17 protein-coding genes are annotated in these 15,368 nt (G+C 56.3%); 10 read left to right on the top strand and 7 right to left on the bottom strand.

The window, feature by feature from the left end; all coding sequences use genetic code 11:
- Positions 1 to 226: 226 nt before the first annotated feature.
- The 3 genes from K5E19_RS08505 to nfsA form a co-directional block, all read right to left on the bottom strand.
- On the bottom strand, positions 227 to 703 hold the full coding sequence (locus K5E19_RS08505; RefSeq protein ID WP_010429060.1) for a YbjN domain-containing protein: 477 nt from the start codon (positions 701 to 703) through the stop codon (positions 227 to 229).
- A gap of 63 nt (positions 704 to 766) precedes the next feature.
- A complete protein-coding gene (gene rimK / locus K5E19_RS08500) occupies positions 767 to 1,669 on the bottom strand; it encodes a 30S ribosomal protein S6--L-glutamate ligase (RefSeq protein WP_213751029.1) in 903 nt (300 codons plus the stop codon).
- Positions 1,670 to 1,738: 69 nt separating this feature from the next.
- Positions 1,739 to 2,461, bottom strand: coding sequence for a nitroreductase NfsA (nfsA, locus tag K5E19_RS08495; protein ID WP_221550811.1), 723 nt, complete (start codon positions 2,459 to 2,461; stop codon positions 1,739 to 1,741).
- A gap of 184 nt (positions 2,462 to 2,645) precedes the next feature.
- On the opposite strand from nfsA, the gene K5E19_RS08490 reads away from it, so the two are divergent.
- On the top strand, positions 2,646 to 2,915 hold the full coding sequence (locus K5E19_RS08490) for a GrxA family glutaredoxin (RefSeq protein WP_010429050.1): 270 nt from the start codon (positions 2,646 to 2,648) through the stop codon (positions 2,913 to 2,915).
- 30 nt (positions 2,916 to 2,945) lie between these two features.
- Here K5E19_RS08490 and K5E19_RS08485 read toward each other — a convergent pair whose 3' ends face one another.
- Positions 2,946 to 3,320, bottom strand: a complete 375-nt coding sequence (locus tag K5E19_RS08485) for an inner membrane protein YbjM (protein ID WP_221550809.1) — start codon at positions 3,318 to 3,320, stop codon at positions 2,946 to 2,948.
- 273 nt (positions 3,321 to 3,593) lie between these two features.
- On the opposite strand from K5E19_RS08485, the gene K5E19_RS08480 reads away from it, so the two are divergent.
- The 4 genes from K5E19_RS08480 (at position 3,594) to arsC (ending at position 7,626) form a co-directional block, all read left to right on the top strand.
- Positions 3,594 to 5,279: an aspartate:alanine antiporter gene (locus K5E19_RS08480; RefSeq protein WP_089598996.1), complete on the top strand. Its 1,686-nt coding sequence runs from the start codon at positions 3,594 to 3,596 to the stop codon at positions 5,277 to 5,279.
- Positions 5,280 to 5,531: 252 nt separating this feature from the next.
- The gene (locus K5E19_RS08475) at positions 5,532 to 5,852 is read left to right on the top strand and encodes a metalloregulator ArsR/SmtB family transcription factor (RefSeq protein ID WP_221550807.1); all 321 of its coding nucleotides are present in this window, start codon (positions 5,532 to 5,534) and stop codon (positions 5,850 to 5,852) included.
- 40 nt (positions 5,853 to 5,892) lie between these two features.
- Positions 5,893 to 7,182, top strand: coding sequence for an arsenic transporter (locus tag K5E19_RS08470; protein WP_221550805.1), 1,290 nt, complete (start codon positions 5,893 to 5,895; stop codon positions 7,180 to 7,182).
- A 12-nt stretch (positions 7,183 to 7,194) separates the two neighbouring features.
- Entirely contained in the window at positions 7,195 to 7,626 is a 432-nt protein-coding gene (gene arsC, locus K5E19_RS08465; protein ID WP_221550802.1) for a glutaredoxin-dependent arsenate reductase, read from the top strand.
- Between the two features lie 22 nt (positions 7,627 to 7,648).
- Here the strand turns inward: arsC and K5E19_RS08460 are convergent, their stop codons facing one another.
- Positions 7,649 to 8,200, bottom strand: a complete 552-nt coding sequence (locus tag K5E19_RS08460; protein ID WP_221550800.1) for a TetR/AcrR family transcriptional regulator — start codon at positions 8,198 to 8,200, stop codon at positions 7,649 to 7,651.
- Positions 8,201 to 8,281: 81 nt separating this feature from the next.
- Between K5E19_RS08460 and K5E19_RS08455 the strand changes: the two genes are divergently transcribed.
- The gene (locus tag K5E19_RS08455) at positions 8,282 to 9,496 is read left to right on the top strand and encodes an MFS transporter (RefSeq protein WP_221550799.1); all 1,215 of its coding nucleotides are present in this window, start codon (positions 8,282 to 8,284) and stop codon (positions 9,494 to 9,496) included.
- Positions 9,486 to 10,298 (top strand): Cof-type HAD-IIB family hydrolase, encoded by an 813-nt coding sequence (locus K5E19_RS08450; RefSeq protein ID WP_221550797.1) that lies wholly within the window; start codon positions 9,486 to 9,488, stop codon positions 10,296 to 10,298. Before K5E19_RS08455 ends, K5E19_RS08450 begins: the two co-directional genes overlap by 11 nt.
- A gap of 69 nt (positions 10,299 to 10,367) precedes the next feature.
- Here the strand turns inward: K5E19_RS08450 and K5E19_RS08445 are convergent, their stop codons facing one another.
- Positions 10,368 to 11,600, bottom strand: a complete 1,233-nt coding sequence (locus K5E19_RS08445) for an MFS transporter (RefSeq protein WP_221550795.1) — start codon at positions 11,598 to 11,600, stop codon at positions 10,368 to 10,370.
- Positions 11,601 to 11,767: 167 nt separating this feature from the next.
- Here K5E19_RS08445 and K5E19_RS08440 point away from each other — a divergent pair, with 167 nt between their 5' ends.
- The 3 genes from K5E19_RS08440 to deoR all read left to right on the top strand — a co-directional run bounded on the left by K5E19_RS08440 (position 11,768) and on the right by deoR (position 13,938).
- A complete protein-coding gene (locus K5E19_RS08440) occupies positions 11,768 to 12,496 on the top strand; it encodes a phosphatase PAP2 family protein (RefSeq protein ID WP_221550794.1) in 729 nt (242 codons plus the stop codon).
- 7 nt (positions 12,497 to 12,503) lie between these two features.
- Entirely contained in the window at positions 12,504 to 13,112 is a 609-nt protein-coding gene (gene ybjG, locus K5E19_RS08435) for an undecaprenyl-diphosphate phosphatase (RefSeq protein ID WP_221550793.1), read from the top strand.
- Between the two features lie 67 nt (positions 13,113 to 13,179).
- Positions 13,180 to 13,938: a DNA-binding transcriptional repressor DeoR gene (gene deoR, locus K5E19_RS08430; RefSeq protein ID WP_221550792.1), complete on the top strand. Its 759-nt coding sequence runs from the start codon at positions 13,180 to 13,182 to the stop codon at positions 13,936 to 13,938.
- Positions 13,939 to 14,005: 67 nt separating this feature from the next.
- Here the strand turns inward: deoR and dacC are convergent, their stop codons facing one another.
- Positions 14,006 to 15,211, bottom strand: a complete 1,206-nt coding sequence (gene dacC / locus K5E19_RS08425) for a serine-type D-Ala-D-Ala carboxypeptidase (RefSeq protein WP_221550791.1) — start codon at positions 15,209 to 15,211, stop codon at positions 14,006 to 14,008.
- Positions 15,212 to 15,368 lie beyond the last annotated feature (157 nt).

The raw sequence follows: 15,368 nt of genomic DNA, 5'->3' as shown, positions 1-15,368 counted from the left end.
CGCTCGCTTCTTTGTAAGCATCGCAAGAATAACTGTAGCCCGTGTCTCCGGCTATAGCCCAGACGAAAAAACGCCTTTTATCAATTTTTTATGCAGGTTATGTCTACGTGATAAGCCGAAACGGCCTTCAGGGAGGTGAAAAATTCTTTACGGAAAGGTTAAAAGCAGCAGAAAAAATGGCGTTATGCAGCCGCTCTGGCAGCGACTGCGCAAAAGTCAGACAGGCTTAGTGGAGAAAATTGGGAGATGCATCATTATTCTCTGCATCATCTTCCGCGCTATACAGCAAATGATGTGCATTGGCTTCCATCATAACCATGGAAATTTGCTCTTCACTCAAGCGCATAAACCAGGCGAACTGCTTGAACGACAGCCCGGCACCGGAGAATAAAGACTGGCAAACGACCAGTTTTGGCAGATTATCATCCTGTATGTCGAGAAACGCTTTCACCGTCAAAGAACTGGCGTTGATGGCCGAGAGATCGGAGGCCAGCGCCAGCAGCGCGGAGGGCTTCACTTCGGCCAGCGCGGAAAAAAGGATCACGTCGTTAATCAGATCGACTTTAGCATCAAAAATGCCGTCGAAATTTTGCATATGAGGCAGATGCAGCGCCTGGCAGGAATCGCATTCAAAGAAGGTGATACCGGCATCATCGAGCCATTGACGTAACGTATCCAGTGTAGGAACGACCTGTAAATCCATCGCTGTGCAGCCTCTTTAATAAAAACTTCGCATAGAGTACGCAAAAAGTGCGCAGTAATCCATTTAACCGCCCGTTTTCAGACAGTAACCTGGCGTGGCATGACGCTCGATCCATGCGATCATTTTACCCGCAATATCGACCCCGGTGGTTTTTTCCACGCCTTCCAGCCCCGGGGAGGCATTCACCTCCATCACCAGCGGCCCGCGCGTCGCCCGCAGAAGATCCACACCGGCCACGTCCAGCCCGAGGGTTTGCGCCGCTTTGACGGCAATTTCCCGCTCCCGATCGCTGATATCAGCGATTCTGGCAATGCCGCCCCGGTGAAGGTTAGAGCGGAAATCGCCCTCTTTCGCCTGACGCTCAATGGCCGCTACCACTTCATTGCCCACCACGAAGCAGCGGATATCGCGCCCTTTGGCCTCTTCGATGTACTCCTGCACAAGAATGTGGGCATTCAGACCGCGAAAGGCGTCAATCACGCTTTCCGCCGCCTGACGCGTCTCCGCCAGCACCACCCCAATGCCCTGCGTACCTTCCACCAGCTTGATCACCAAAGGCGCGCCGCCCACCATATCGATAAGATCGCTGGTGTCGTCCGGCGAATGGGCAATCCCGGTGACAGGAAGATCGATCCCCTGACGGGCGAGCAGTTGCAGCGAGCGCAGCTTGTCGCGGGCGCGGGAAATGGCGACGGATTCATTGAGCGGATAGCTGCCCAGCATTTCAAACTGGCGCAGCGCGGCGGTGCCGTAATAGGTGATCTGGGAGCCGATGCGGGGGATCACCGCATCGAAATGCGGCAGCTTGCGGCCTTTGTAGTGAATCGACGACGCAGCGGGGTCGATGTTCATATAGCAGGACATCGGGTCGAGGATCTCAACCTGATGCCCGCGTTTTGCCGCCGCCTCACGCAGGCGTTTACATGAATAGAGCGTTCCATCCCGGGACAATATGGCAATTTTCACCCTGCACCTCTCTAAAGACATGGGAAAAGCCTGCATATCATATACGCAGGCAGGCGCAGGAGGAATGGACTATCGCGTCGCCCATCCCTGTTTGTGCAGGTAATCAAGAATAAACGGGCGGTTTTCTTTGATGATGGTGCGGCGAATATGGTCGGTCCAGGTATCGCGACGGTTATTGCTGCCGCGCGTCATGTAGTAGTTCGCCAGCTCTTCATCATATTGATTCAGGACGTTCTGATCGACCGGCTGGTAGAGGTTTTCGTGCACCAGCATCGCGGCAGGAATGCGCGGCTTGAGATCCGGGTTATCCGCAGGCCAGCCGAGGCACAGACCAAAGAGTGGCAGAACATGTTTTGGCAGCTTCAGCAGCTCGGTCACGCTTTCGATATTATTACGCAGGCCGCCGATGTAGACACCGCCTAACCCCAGCGACTCCGCCGCCGTAAAGGCGTTTTGCGCCATCAGCGCGGTATCCACCACGCCCAGCAGCAGCTGTTCGGCCAGCCCCAGTTCTGCCTCAGGGCAGATCTGCAGGTGGCGGTTAAAGTCGGCGCAGAACACCCAGAACTCTGCCGCCTGCGCCACATGTTTCTGCCCGCCGGTCAGCGTCACCAGCTGCTCGCGCATGGCCGGGTCGGTGATGCGGATAATGGAACTGCACTGCAGAAAGCTGGAACTGGAGGTCGCCCTTGCGCTGTCAATAATCGCGGCACGCTGCGCCTCGGTAATCGGCTCATCTGTGAAGTGGCGAATGGAACGGTGGGATGTTAGCAGGTCTATGGTTGGCGTCATCTTGTCTCTCTTTGTCTTGCTTAAACCGTATGGCAGCCAGTATAGGCAATGATTTGCGCGGTGTAATTGGCGAAACATAGCCTTACTGTATCAAAGCGACAGGCGAAACCTTCTTTAATGACGGCAGGTTATCGGGCACTATACGTGTTATTCGCCGTCAGGCTTGTTTTTTGAGGAGAGAGAAATGTTTGCAGTAATTTTTGGTCGTCCAGGGTGCCCTTACTGTGTTCGCGCAAAAGAACTGGCCGAGAAACTGACTGAAGAGCGCGATGATTTCAACTTCCGCTACGTGGATATCCACGCGGAAGGCATCACCAAAGCGGATCTGGAAAAAACCGTCGGCAAGCCGGTTGAAACCGTACCGCAGATCTTCCTCGATCAGAAACACATCGGCGGCTGCACTGACTTTGAAGCCTACGCCAAAGAAAACCTGGGCCTGTTTGCCGCTCAGTAATGCGAAGACGCCCTCACCGCGAGGGCGTTTTTATTGCGGATGTTTGCGCCGGTGCAGCAGGCTGCGCACAAACAGATAGCAAAGCGCCCCCAGCGCACACCAGAACACCCCGCTCAGTAACCACGCCAGCTCCTGCCAGAGGCTTCTTGTCGGGACATACATCAGACGCATCATCAGCAGGCACAGCGGTGCTGCCAGCATGGCCCCGAGCAGAGGCTTGATCACCTCTCCTTTACGCGAGAGAAAACTGGCTGCGGCACCCGGCAGGATAAAAAAGAGCAAACCCAGTTCCGGATGACCGGACGCCCTGAATGCCCCCTTCACATTATAAGCGAGCGACATGCAAACGACCGTAAACAGCAAAAAACAGCTGACCACGCCCGCCCAGTTTCGTTTAATGTTCAAACTATCCTCCTGACTTATCTCTATCAAATACAACTTCGTCCAGTGGACGCCCAGTCAGATAAAGCAGTACGGCAATCCTTGCCAAAGCACGCACAGGCTGATGCGATAATAGGTGGCTGTCAGTAGCTAATACGATTAAACTAACCGCCAGCGCATGTTTTAGGGAATTTATTAGGAAGCAGGGAGTCGTGAAGTCTTTCCCTGACCCTGAAAACAGTAGCCCAAATAGTCCTTTCATTCAACAACTTACTGGTAAACAAGAAGTTAGCCTCCGTGAATATAAACGTCGCAGACTTGTTAAATGGGAATTACATCCTGTTATTATTTGTGGTACTGGCGTTGGGCCTTTGCCTGGGTAAATTGCGCCTGGGTTCTGTTCAACTGGGTAATTCCATTGGCGTTTTAGTCGTCTCTTTATTATTAGGTCAGCAGCATTTCAGTATTAACACGGATGCGCTCAACTTAGGCTTCATGCTGTTTATTTTTTGTGTTGGCGTGGAAGCGGGACCGAACTTTTTTTCAATTTTCTTCCGCGACGGCAAAAATTACCTGATGCTGGCGCTGGTGATGGTCGGCAGCGCGCTGCTGATTGCGTTAGGACTGGGCAAACTGTTTGGCTGGGATATCGGGTTAACGGCCGGTATGCTGGCAGGCTCGATGACATCCACCCCGGTGCTGGTGGGTGCGGGTGATACCCTGCGTCATTCCGGCATGCAGGGCGCACAGCTCTCCACCGCGCTCGATCACCTGAGTCTGGGCTATGCACTGACTTACCTTATTGGTCTGGTGAGCCTGATCGTAGGCGCACGCTACCTGCCAAAACTGCAGCATCAGGATCTGCAGACCAGCGCACAGACAATTGCTCGCGAGCGCGGTCTGGACACGGACACCAAGCGTAAAGTCTATCTGCCGGTGATCCGCGCCTATCGCGTCGGGCCGGAGCTGGTGGCCTGGACCGACGGCAAAAACCTGCGCGAGCTGGGCATTTATCGTCAGACGGGCTGTTACATCGAACGTATTCGACGCAACGGCATTCTGGCAAACCCGGACGGCGACGCGGTACTGCAGATGGGCGACGACATCGCGCTGGTAGGTTACCCGGACGCCCACGCACGCCTCGACCCGAGCTTCCGCAACGGCAAAGAGGTGTTCGACCGCGACCTGCTCGACATGCGCATCGTCACCGAAGAGATCGTGGTGAAAAACCATAACGCCGTGGGCCGCCGTCTGGCGCAGCTGAAGCTGACCGATCACGGCTGCTTCCTCAACCGCGTGATCCGCAGCCAGATTGAGATGCCTATCGACGACAACGTCGTTCTCAACAAAGGTGACGTTTTGCAGGTGAGCGGCGACGCGCGACGCGTGAAAACCGTTGCTGACCGCATCGGCTTTATCTCCATCCACAGCCAGGTCACCGACCTGCTGGCCTTCTGCGCCTTCTTTATTGTTGGCCTGATGATCGGGATGATCACCTTCCAGTTCAGCAACTTTAGCTTCGGCATCGGTAACGCCGCCGGGCTGCTGTTCGCCGGGATCATGCTGGGCTTCCTGCGAGCGAACCACCCGACCTTCGGCTACATTCCGCAGGGCGCACTGAACATGGTGAAAGAGTTCGGTCTGATGGTATTTATGGCGGGTGTGGGCTTAAGCGCGGGTAGCGGCATTGGCCACAGCCTGGGCGCCGTCGGCTGGCAGATGCTGGTTTCCGGACTTATCGTCAGCCTGGTGCCGGTGGTGATCTGCTTCCTGTTCGGCGCCTACGTGCTGCGCATGAACCGCGCCCTGCTCTTCGGGGCCATGATGGGCGCGCGTACCTGTGCGCCTGCTATGGAAATCATCAGCGACACCGCACGCAGCAACATCCCGGCGCTGGGCTATGCGGGCACGTACGCTATCGCTAACGTACTGCTGACACTGGCGGGTACGCTGATCATCATCATCTGGCCAGGACTCGGATAAGTCCTAAGTTTGCGCGTAGCGAAAATATTTTCGTTACGCGCAGAACTTTTTTATCAGGGGGCAGTCATAACTAGTGCCACTGCTTTTCTTTGATGTCCCCAATTTGTGGAGCCCATCAACCCCGCCGTTTTGGTTCAAGGTTGATGGGTTTTTTGTTGCCTGAAATTCCCCTTCCTCTCATCTTATCTTTTCTCTCGCCACCAAAACATATATGATTAAACGCATATAAAAATCACACCTGCAGGAACACCCATGCTCCACCCGCTCCAGCTCTTCAAAACCCTCTCCGACGAAACGCGGCTCTCCATCGTCATGCTGCTACGTGAAGCCGGCGAGCTTTGCGTCTGCGATCTCTGCTCTGCAACCAACGAGCCGCAGCCGAAGGTCTCCCGCCACATGGCCTTGCTGCGCGAGTCAGGGCTGGTTATCGACCGTCGCGAGGGGAAATGGGTCCATTACCGTCTCTCTCCCAACATGCCTGCGTGGGCGGCAACCATTATCGATAACAGCTGGAACTGCCTGCGGGAAGAGACGCGCATGAAGCTGAAAAACCGACTTCCGGGCGCGTGTTGATTACAACACATTCACAAAATCACATATAACGGAGTAAAAGATGTTTCTGGCAGGAGCAATTTTTTTATTCACGCTGGTACTGGTCATCTGGCAGCCCAAAGGGCTCAGTATTGGCTGGAGCGCCACCATTGGCGCCGCGCTGGCGCTGATTAGCGGCGTGATTCACATAAACGATATCCCAGTCGTGTGGAATATCGTCTGGAACGCCACGGCAACGTTCATTGCCGTCATCATCATCAGCCTGCTGCTGGATGAGTCCGGCTTTTTCGAGTGGGCGGCGCTGCACGTTGCCCGCTGGGGAAACGGTCGCGGGCGATTGCTGTTTACGTATATCGTGCTGCTGGGCGCAGCCGTGGCGGCGCTGTTTGCCAATGACGGTGCGGCGCTGATCCTGACGCCTATCGTTATCGCCATGCTGCTGGCACTGGGGTTCAGCAAGCAGGCCACGCTGGCGTTTGTGATGGCGGCAGGTTTTATCGCCGATACCGCCAGCCTGCCGCTGATTGTGTCCAACCTGGTCAACATCGTGTCGGCAGACTTCTTTAAGCTGGGGTTCAGCGAATACGCCTCGGTGATGATCCCGGTAGATATCGCCGCCATTGCCGCAACGCTGGTGATGCTGCATCTCTTCTTCCGCAAGGAAATTCCTCCGGAATATGACCTGACAAAACTCCGCGAGCCCGCGCGGGCCATTCACGACCTCCCGACGTTCAGAACGGGCTGGATCGTGCTGCTGCTTCTGCTCGTGGGCTTCTTTGTGCTTGAACCTCTCGGCATTCCGGTCAGCGCGATTGCAACCGTCGGCGCGCTGATTTTATTTGCTGTCGCAAAACGCGGACATGCGATAAACACCGGGAAAGTGCTGCGCGGCGCACCGTGGCAGATCGTTATCTTCTCGCTGGGGATGTATCTGGTGGTGTATGGCCTGCGCAATGCCGGGCTGACGGACTCTCTCACAGGCGTACTGAATAGCCTGGCCGGACACGGTCTGTGGGCGACCACGCTGGGAACCGGGTTCATCACCGCGTTCCTGTCATCCATAATGAATAATATGCCCACGGTGCTGATTGGCGCGCTCTCGATTGATGGCAGTACGGCAACAGGACTGATCAAGGAAGCGATGATTTACGCCAACGTGATTGGCTGCGATCTGGGGCCGAAAATCACACCTATCGGCAGCCTCGCCACCCTGCTCTGGCTCCACGTGCTGGCGCAGAAAAACATGACGATCACCTGGGGCTACTATTTCCGGACGGGCATCATTATGACGCTGCCGGTCCTGCTTGTGACGCTCGCCGCGCTGGCGCTACGTCTCTCCTTCACACTGTAATGAGCCACTGATATGAGCCACATCACCATTTATCACAACCCTGCCTGCGGCACCTCGCGCAATACGCTGGAGATGATCCGCAACAGCGGCACGGAGCCAGAGATCATTCTTTATCTGGAAACCCCACCTTCGCGAGATGAACTGACCACCCTGATTGCCGATATGGGCATTTCAGTGCGGGATCTACTGCGTAAAAACGTGGAGCCCTATGAGCAGCTCAGCCTTGCCGAAGATAACTTCACCGACGACCAGCTTATCGATTTTATGCTGCAACACCCGATCCTCATTAACCGTCCGATCGTGGTGACGCCGCTGGGCACTCGCCTGTGCCGCCCGTCTGAAGTCGTCCTCGACATCCTGCCTGATGCGCAGAAAGGGGCGTTTACGAAAGAGGATGGCGAAGCCGTCGTGGACGCCAGCGGGAAAAAAATCGACCACAAGTAGGTGTCACTGGGGCGAGCGGTGCCTAACGGCCGCCCTCGCCCGCTATCCGCCCGACCATCGCGCGGATCTCCTCCCGGCTTAACGGCTTGCGGTCGGTAACAAAATGCAGCGTCATCCCTTCGATAAACGCGTCCAGCGCGCGGGTGGTGACCGGGTCGAACCACTGCTCCAGCGTGGTCTGGCTCATCTTCATCCAGTCCTGCATCACCGTTTTAAGCACCGGGCTGCGGTGCATAAAAGCGTACAGTTGATACATCAGCGCCATGTTGTGCGGCGTGGTCACCTGCGAGCTGTGGATCAGCGTAGTGATGGACTCACACGCCATTTCCGGCCCGGTTACACCGGTGAAGAAATCCCGGTACTGCTGAGACATCTGCCGGGTGAACCACGTGAAGGCCTCTTCAAGCAGCGATTCCATACCGTCAAAATAGTATGTCATCGACCCCAGCGGTACGCCCGCACAGGAGGCGATTTTACGGTGCGTGACGGCGTGAATACCGTGCTCGGCGATGGTGTCCAAAGCCGCCTGGAGTATTTTTTCCCGGCGGTGCGGATCGTTGGGTGGTCTGCTCATAAATTCCTCATCCGGTTTGTGTACAAATGTACACAAACTTGTTAGTGTTGTCGCTATTGTTGTACTTCTGGTGCTACCCCAATGACGCTGACCTCTCCCCGTAAAGCCCTGCAGCTACGCCTGTGGGCGCTGTTTATGTTCTTCTTCATTCCCGGCCTGCTGATGGCCTCCTGGGCCACGCGCACCCCCGCCATTCGCGATATTTTGTCCGTTTCTACCGCTGAGATGGGTATCGTGCTGTTTGGCCTGTCGATAGGCTCCATGAGCGGTATTCTCTGCTCCGCGTGGCTGGTTAAACGCTTTGGCACGCGGGCGGTGATCCGCACCACTATGTGCTTTGCCGTGTTCGGGATGGGAATATTAAGCGTGGCGCTGTGGTTTGCCTCGCCGGTTCTCTTCGCTCTGGGGCTGACGGTGTTTGGCGGCAGCTTCGGTTCGGCTGAAGTTGCCATCAACGTTGAAGGGGCGGCGGTCGAGCGCGAAATGAATAAAACCGTACTGCCGATGATGCATGGTTTTTACAGTCTGGGTACGCTGGCGGGTGCGGGCGTGGGGATGGCGCTGACGGCCACCGGCGTGAGCGCCAATCTGCATATCCTGCTGGCGGCGCTGGTGTGCATCATTCCGATCCTGACGGGCATCCGCGCAATTCCTGACGGCACCGGTAAGAATTCCGCTGACGAACAGCACTCGGCCGAAAAAGGGCTGCCCTTCTACCGCGATTTTCAGCTGATGCTGATCGGCGTGGTGGTGTTGGCGATGGCATTTGCTGAGGGTTCCGCCAACGACTGGCTGCCGCTGCTGATGGTGGACGGTCATGGCTTCAGCCCAACCTCCGGCTCGCTGATTTACGCCGGGTTTACGCTGGGGATGACCGTCGGGCGCTTCACCGGCGGCTGGTTTATCGACCGCTACAGCCGCGTGGCGGTGGTGCGCGCCAGCGCCCTGCTCGGCGGATTAGGCATCGCGATGATCATCTTTGTGGACGTGGACTGGATTGCAGGCGTTTCCGTGATCCTGTGGGGACTGGGGGCTTCGCTCGGCTTCCCGCTGACCATTTCCGCCGCCAGCGATACCGGACCGGATGCACCAACGCGCGTCAGCGTGGTGGCGACCACGGGCTATCTCGCCTTCCTGGTGGGGCCTCCGCTGCTCGGTTTCCTCGGGGAGCACTACGGGCTGCGCAGCGCCATGCTGGTGGTATTAGGGTTGGTCATCATCGCGGCGCTGGTGGCGCGCGCGGTGGCAAAGCCGGAAACGAATCAAACGACACTGGAGAAGGGATATGAGCGTTAAACTGATTGCAGTTGACATGGATGGCACCTTCCTGAGCGATGCGAAGACGTACAACCGCGCACGCTTTCTGGCGCAGTACGCGCGCATGAAGGCGCAAGGCATTCGTTTTGTGGTCGCCAGCGGCAACCAGTACTACCAGCTGATCTCCTTTTTCCCGGAGATAGCGCATGAAATTGCGTTTGTCGCCGAAAACGGCGGCTGGGTCGTGAGCGAAGGTGAAGATGTCTTTAACGGCGAACTGTCGAAAGCCCATTTTGAGACCGTCGCGAACGTCTTAAACGACGTTCCGGGCATTGAGATTATCGCCTGCGGCAAAGGCAGCGCCTACACCCTAAAAGCCTATGACGATGCCTTCATCGATATAGCCTCAAAATATTATCATCGCCTCGAAAGGGTCAGTGATTTCGACAACCTGAACGATATTTTCTTCAAGTTCGGGCTCAACGTTTCTGATGATGAAATTCCGCGTATTCAGGCGCTGCTGCATGAAAGTCTGGGCGATATTATGGTGCCCGTCACCACCGGTCACGGCAGCATCGATCTGATTATTCCCGGCGTACATAAAGCCAATGGACTGCGCATTTTGCAAGAGCGCTGGGGCATCGAGAACCATGAAGTGGTGGCCTTTGGCGACAGCGGCAACGACGTGGAGATGCTGCGTCAGTCCGGGTTTAGCTTTGCGATGGCCAATGCCAAACCGCATATTAAAGCGGTGGCGCGTTTTGAAGCACCACACAATAACGATGAAGGCGTTTTAAACGTGATTGAGAAGGTGTTGAACGGGGAAGCACCGTTTAATTGACCGCGTGCGGTCTGGTGCCCTCACCCCTCACCCTGGCCCTCTCCCCAAAGGGGAGAGGGGATAAACAGATTAAGGTTGCAGGGCGCTGCCGACGCGTTTGTCTTTCAGGAACACTACCATTAATCCCACCCACAGCACGCCGTTGGCGAGGTTAAACAGGCTGAACAGCCCGTTGCCGCCAAACGCGTAAGCGTGCTTGCTCACCTCAATACCCACGGTAAAAATCAGCATCTGCAGCATGCCCATCGCCGCGGACACCGTGCCTTTACTCATTTCGCTGGCAAACAGCGTCAGGCGCACCAGTCCGGCATTCGCCACGCCAATACCGAAGGCATAGACGCTCAGCCCCGCGGTCATCCACAGGTAGGCGTGGGAAGAGGCCACCGTCGCAACGGCCGCCATGATCAACCCTGCCGCAATCGGCCAGCCACCCATAATAATCAGCGAGCGAACGGTGCGCCGCGACGTCAGACGTGCCAGCACGAGGTTACCGGCGATCAGCGCGCCAAAGATCGGCACCTGTAACAAACCGTACTCGTAGCTGCTGAGCTTCTCACCGCTGATGATAATGACCGGCGACTGCGCAATCCACGCCAGCAGCGGCAGGCTGACAAAGCCCGTCGCCAGCGCGCCCGCGACAAAGCGGCCATTTTTCAGTACGTCTTTGTAGTCGCGTCCCAGCTCTTTCAGTGAGAGCTTTTCACCCAGACGCGTAGCCGTTTCCGGCATCGCGCGGTGCAGACCAAAGAAGGAGATGGCAGCAAGGGCGGCGAAGAGGACGAACATCCCCTCCCACGGCGCAACGTGCACCCAGGCGGCGCCCACCAGCGGTCCCAGCAGCGGCGCAATCAGCGCCACGTTCGCCATCAGCGCGGTAATTTTGATACACACCGCCTCTTCAAACGACTCCTGAATAGCGGCATACCCCACGGCACCGATGAAGCACAGGCTCACCCCCTGCAGGAAGCGCAGCAGGGTAAATTGCTCAATGTTTTGCGCCAGCAGCGTGGCAAGACAGGTGACGATAAACCACACCACGCCGGTGAGCATCACCGGACGGCGGCCAATACGGTCCGACAGCGGCCCTAACAGCCACTGTAAAAACATGCCGCCCGCCAGATAGGCGGTCATGGAGGTCGGCACCCACTCGATACCCGCGTTGTACTGTTCTACCACGGCCAGCATGCCGGGCTGGATCATATCGTTGCCGATATAGGTAGAGAATTCGTAGAGCACCAGACACAGAGGGAAAAGTAACGCCTGACGTCCCAGACGATTACCGGAAGAAGAACGGTTTAACATGCAATCTCTTTATGATGAAAAAATCGCGATGAGTGTAATGAATTGCCGCAGCCTGAGATAGCAAATTATCGATAATAAACAGAAATAAAGCACTTATCGTCGTTGTTTAAGGTTTCCTTAAGTTGACAGATTTATGATAGCCCTATTTCACGTCACTGACCCAAATTATGCCATACACCTCCAGCGCTTCAGAATTGTCTAAGTTACCGACAAATAAGACAAAACAACTTTACCGTTTACCCGCACGCTTTTATGGTTATCAGCTTTTCGTGCTGATTGTCCTCGCCGTCCTGTTTACCTGGCTTTCACGCGACGAAACGCTCGACAGATGGATCACCGGTTTCTGGTACGACGCAGCGACGCGCCATTTTCCGTTGCAGCAGAACCCGATGCTGGACCTGCTCAACCATCGGCTGGCGAAGTACGTCTCTGTCGCCCTGGCTGCGGTTGCGCTGATTTACGGTGTGGTCAAGCGCAATGCCCGACTGGTCACGGCCGCGCTGCTGATGGGATTGGGAGCACTGGTTGTCGGCGTGCTGAAAAGCATGAGCCACCATAGCTGTCCGTGGGATCTGGTGGAGTATGGCGGAAAGGCGGTTTCTTACCCCCTGTTTAGCGCGGTACCGGCAGACAGCGGACCGGGTCGTTGCTTCCCGGGCGGCCACTCCTCAAGCGGCTTTATGGTGATGGGACTGTTTTTTGCCTTCTGGCGCGAACGTCCACGTTTGGCCTGGAGTTTTGTTGCGCTGGGCGCGGTATTGGGTCTGGTGATGGGCTACGGCCAGGTCATGCGCGGAGCGCATTTTTTCTCTCACAACCTGTGGGCTGGGTGGTGGGTCTGGTTTTCCCAGGTGGTGGTTTATGGCCTTGTTTCCGCCTGGTTTGCGAAAGAGTGACGACATTATGTTAGAGAATCTGAACTACGGACTGTTTTATTTCATCAACGCCACGCCAGCCTCGCCGGAATGGATGATTGATTTCGCCACCTTTATTGCCAGAGATCTGATCTCGATTGTCCCTGTACTGGCCGTTGTTCTCTGGCTGTGGGGTCCGCGTAAAGAGGTCACTGCACAGCGTCAGCTGGTGATCAAAGTGGCGATGGCCATCGGCGTCAGCGTAGTGACCAGCTATCTGCTGGGACATGCCTTCCCCCACGACCGTCCGTTCGTCGATCACGTTGGCTATAATTTCCTGCACCACGCGCCTGACGACTCTTTCCCAAGCGATCATGGCACCGTGATTTTCACCTTCGCCCTGGCGTTCCTGTTCTGGCATCGCCTGTGGTCTGGCGCAGTGCTGATGGGTATCGCGCTGGCCATCGCCTGGTCCCGCGTTTATCTTGGCGTTCACTGGCCGCTGGATATGGTGGGCGGGTTCCTGGTGGGGCTGATCGGATGCGTGAGCGCGGCGATCCTGTGGAGCCTCTTTGGCCCGGCACTTTACCGCGGGCTGTCTCAGCTGTATCGCGTGCTGTTTGCCCTCCCGATCCGCAAAGGCTGGATACGTGACTAATCCCGTTCCGACAGGTTACACTTGAGCCCCCGCCCTGCGGGGGTTCACTTTTTTATCCTGAGGATCTATGGAAACACGACGCGATGACCGCATTGCTCAGCTGCTCCAGGCGCTGAAGCGCAGCGATAAGCTGCATCTTAAGGAAGCCGCCAACCTCCTCGGCGTCTCTGAGATGACCATTCGTCGGGATCTGAACAGCGACAGCGCCCCCGTTGTGCTGCTGGGCGGATACATCGTCCTCGAGCCGCGTAGCGCCAGCCACTATCTGATCAGCGATCAAAAAACACGTCTGGTGGAAGAGAAGCGCAAAGCGGCACGGCTCGCCGCCTCCCTGGTGCAGCCGCATCAAACACTGTTTTTTGACTGCGGGACCACCACGCCGTGGATCATCGAAGCCATCGACAGCAGCCTCCCGTTTACCGCCGTCTGTTACTCATTGAACACCTTTCTGGCGCTGCAGGAGAAACCCGAGTGCCGGGTGATCCTCTGCGGAGGAGAGTTCCACGCCAGCAACGCCATCTTTAAGCCGCTGAACCTGCAGGATACGCTGAGTAACTTATGCCCGGATATCGCGTTTTATTCTGCGGCGGGCGTGAACGTGCGTCAGGGCGCGACCTGCTTTAACCTGGAAGAGTTACCGGTGAAGCACTGGGCGTTAAATGCCGCGCAGTACCATGTGCTGGTGGTTGACCACAGCAAGTTTGGTAAGGTGCGTCCGGCGAGAATGGGCGAGCTGGCGCAGTTTGATGCCATCGTCAGTGACTGCCGCCCGGACGACGAGATCGTGGCCCATGCAAAGGCGCAGCAGGTGAAGTTGATGTATTGAGAGGGGTGCGGTCTGGTGCCCTCACCCCGGCCCTCTCCCACAGGGAGAGGGAGAAAACCCATAAGGTTTAGCTAAACCAGCTACCAAACCACCCGTGGAACTTCATCAGTACGAAATCCCACATCCGGCTGAAGAACCCACCCTCTTCTACCGCTTCCATCACAATCAGCGGACGCTGTTCAATCGACTTGCCGTTAAGCTGGAAATCAATCGTCCCGACGACCTGGCCTTTTTTCAGCGGAGCCGTAAGCTGCGGGTCGGTCAGGGTGAAACTGGCTTTCAGGTTTTTCAGCTGACCGCGCGGAATGGTCACTGAACCGGCCTCACCCGCGCCCAGATTCACCTCGCTCTTATCGCCAAACCAGACGCGCTGGGTGACGAACGTGGCGTCAGGTTTAATCGGCGTCACGGTTTCAAAGAAGCGGAAGCCCCAGGTCAGCAGTTTTTCTGATTCATTAAAGCGAATTCGATCGGTTTTGGTGCCCAGTACCACCGAAATCAGGCGCATATCGCCCTGGGTGGCGGAAGCAACCAGATTGTATCCCGCGCCCGCCGTGGTGCCGGTCTTCATTCCGTCCACGTTGACGTTGCTGCTCCACAACAGACGGTTGCGGTTCTGCTGACGGATCTTATTGAAGGTAAACTCTTTCTCTTTGTGGATCGCGTATTCGTCCGGCACGTCGTGGATCAGCGCTTTGCCCAACAGCGCCATGTCGCGCGCGGTACTGAACTGACCCGGTGCATCCAGACCGTGGACCGTTTTAAAGGTGGTGTTGGTCAGACCCAATTTTTGCGCATAGCCATTCATCAAACCAATGAACGAATCCTGGCTGCCCGCGACGTAATCGGCCAGCGCGATACATGCATCATTTCCCGACTGAATGATCACACCTTTATTCAGGTCGGAAACGGAGACCTGATCCCCGGGCTTCAGGAACATCACCGACGAGCCACGCAGCGCCGGGTTACCGGTTGCCCAGGCGTCTTTCCCGACGGTGACCATATCATCAAGCTTAATTTTGCCTGCTTTCAGTGCCTGACCCACCACGTAGCTGGTCATGATTTTGGTCAGGCTGGCCGGATCGAGTTTTTCGTCCGCATTCCCTTCCGCCAGCACTTTACCGCTGGCATAGTCCATTAAGATCCAGGCGCGGGCATCCACCGGGGGCGCTTCGGGCGCCGCCTGTTCCGCCGCGTAGAGCGTTGGGGCAAAAAGGAAGAGGAGCGCAGAGCCTGCCGCCAGGCTGCGCAGAGAAGTCATTTTTCGCGTCATAAATGCCACCCGAGTGTCCATTCAAAAAATTACGTCACATCACCGTGTCGCAAGAAGCGATGAGTAATAGCGCACTAAAACGGTTAAAGAAACCCAACCAGGGTAAAGTTATTAAAGTTTATGCAATAACATTCATTTACGCTTTGATTCAGGCGAT

The sequence above is a fragment of the Enterobacter sp. RIT637 genome, from assembly GCF_019718755.1.
GTDB lineage: Bacteria > Pseudomonadota > Gammaproteobacteria > Enterobacterales > Enterobacteriaceae > Enterobacter.
This window is presented reverse-complemented; position numbering and strand designations above follow the sequence as displayed.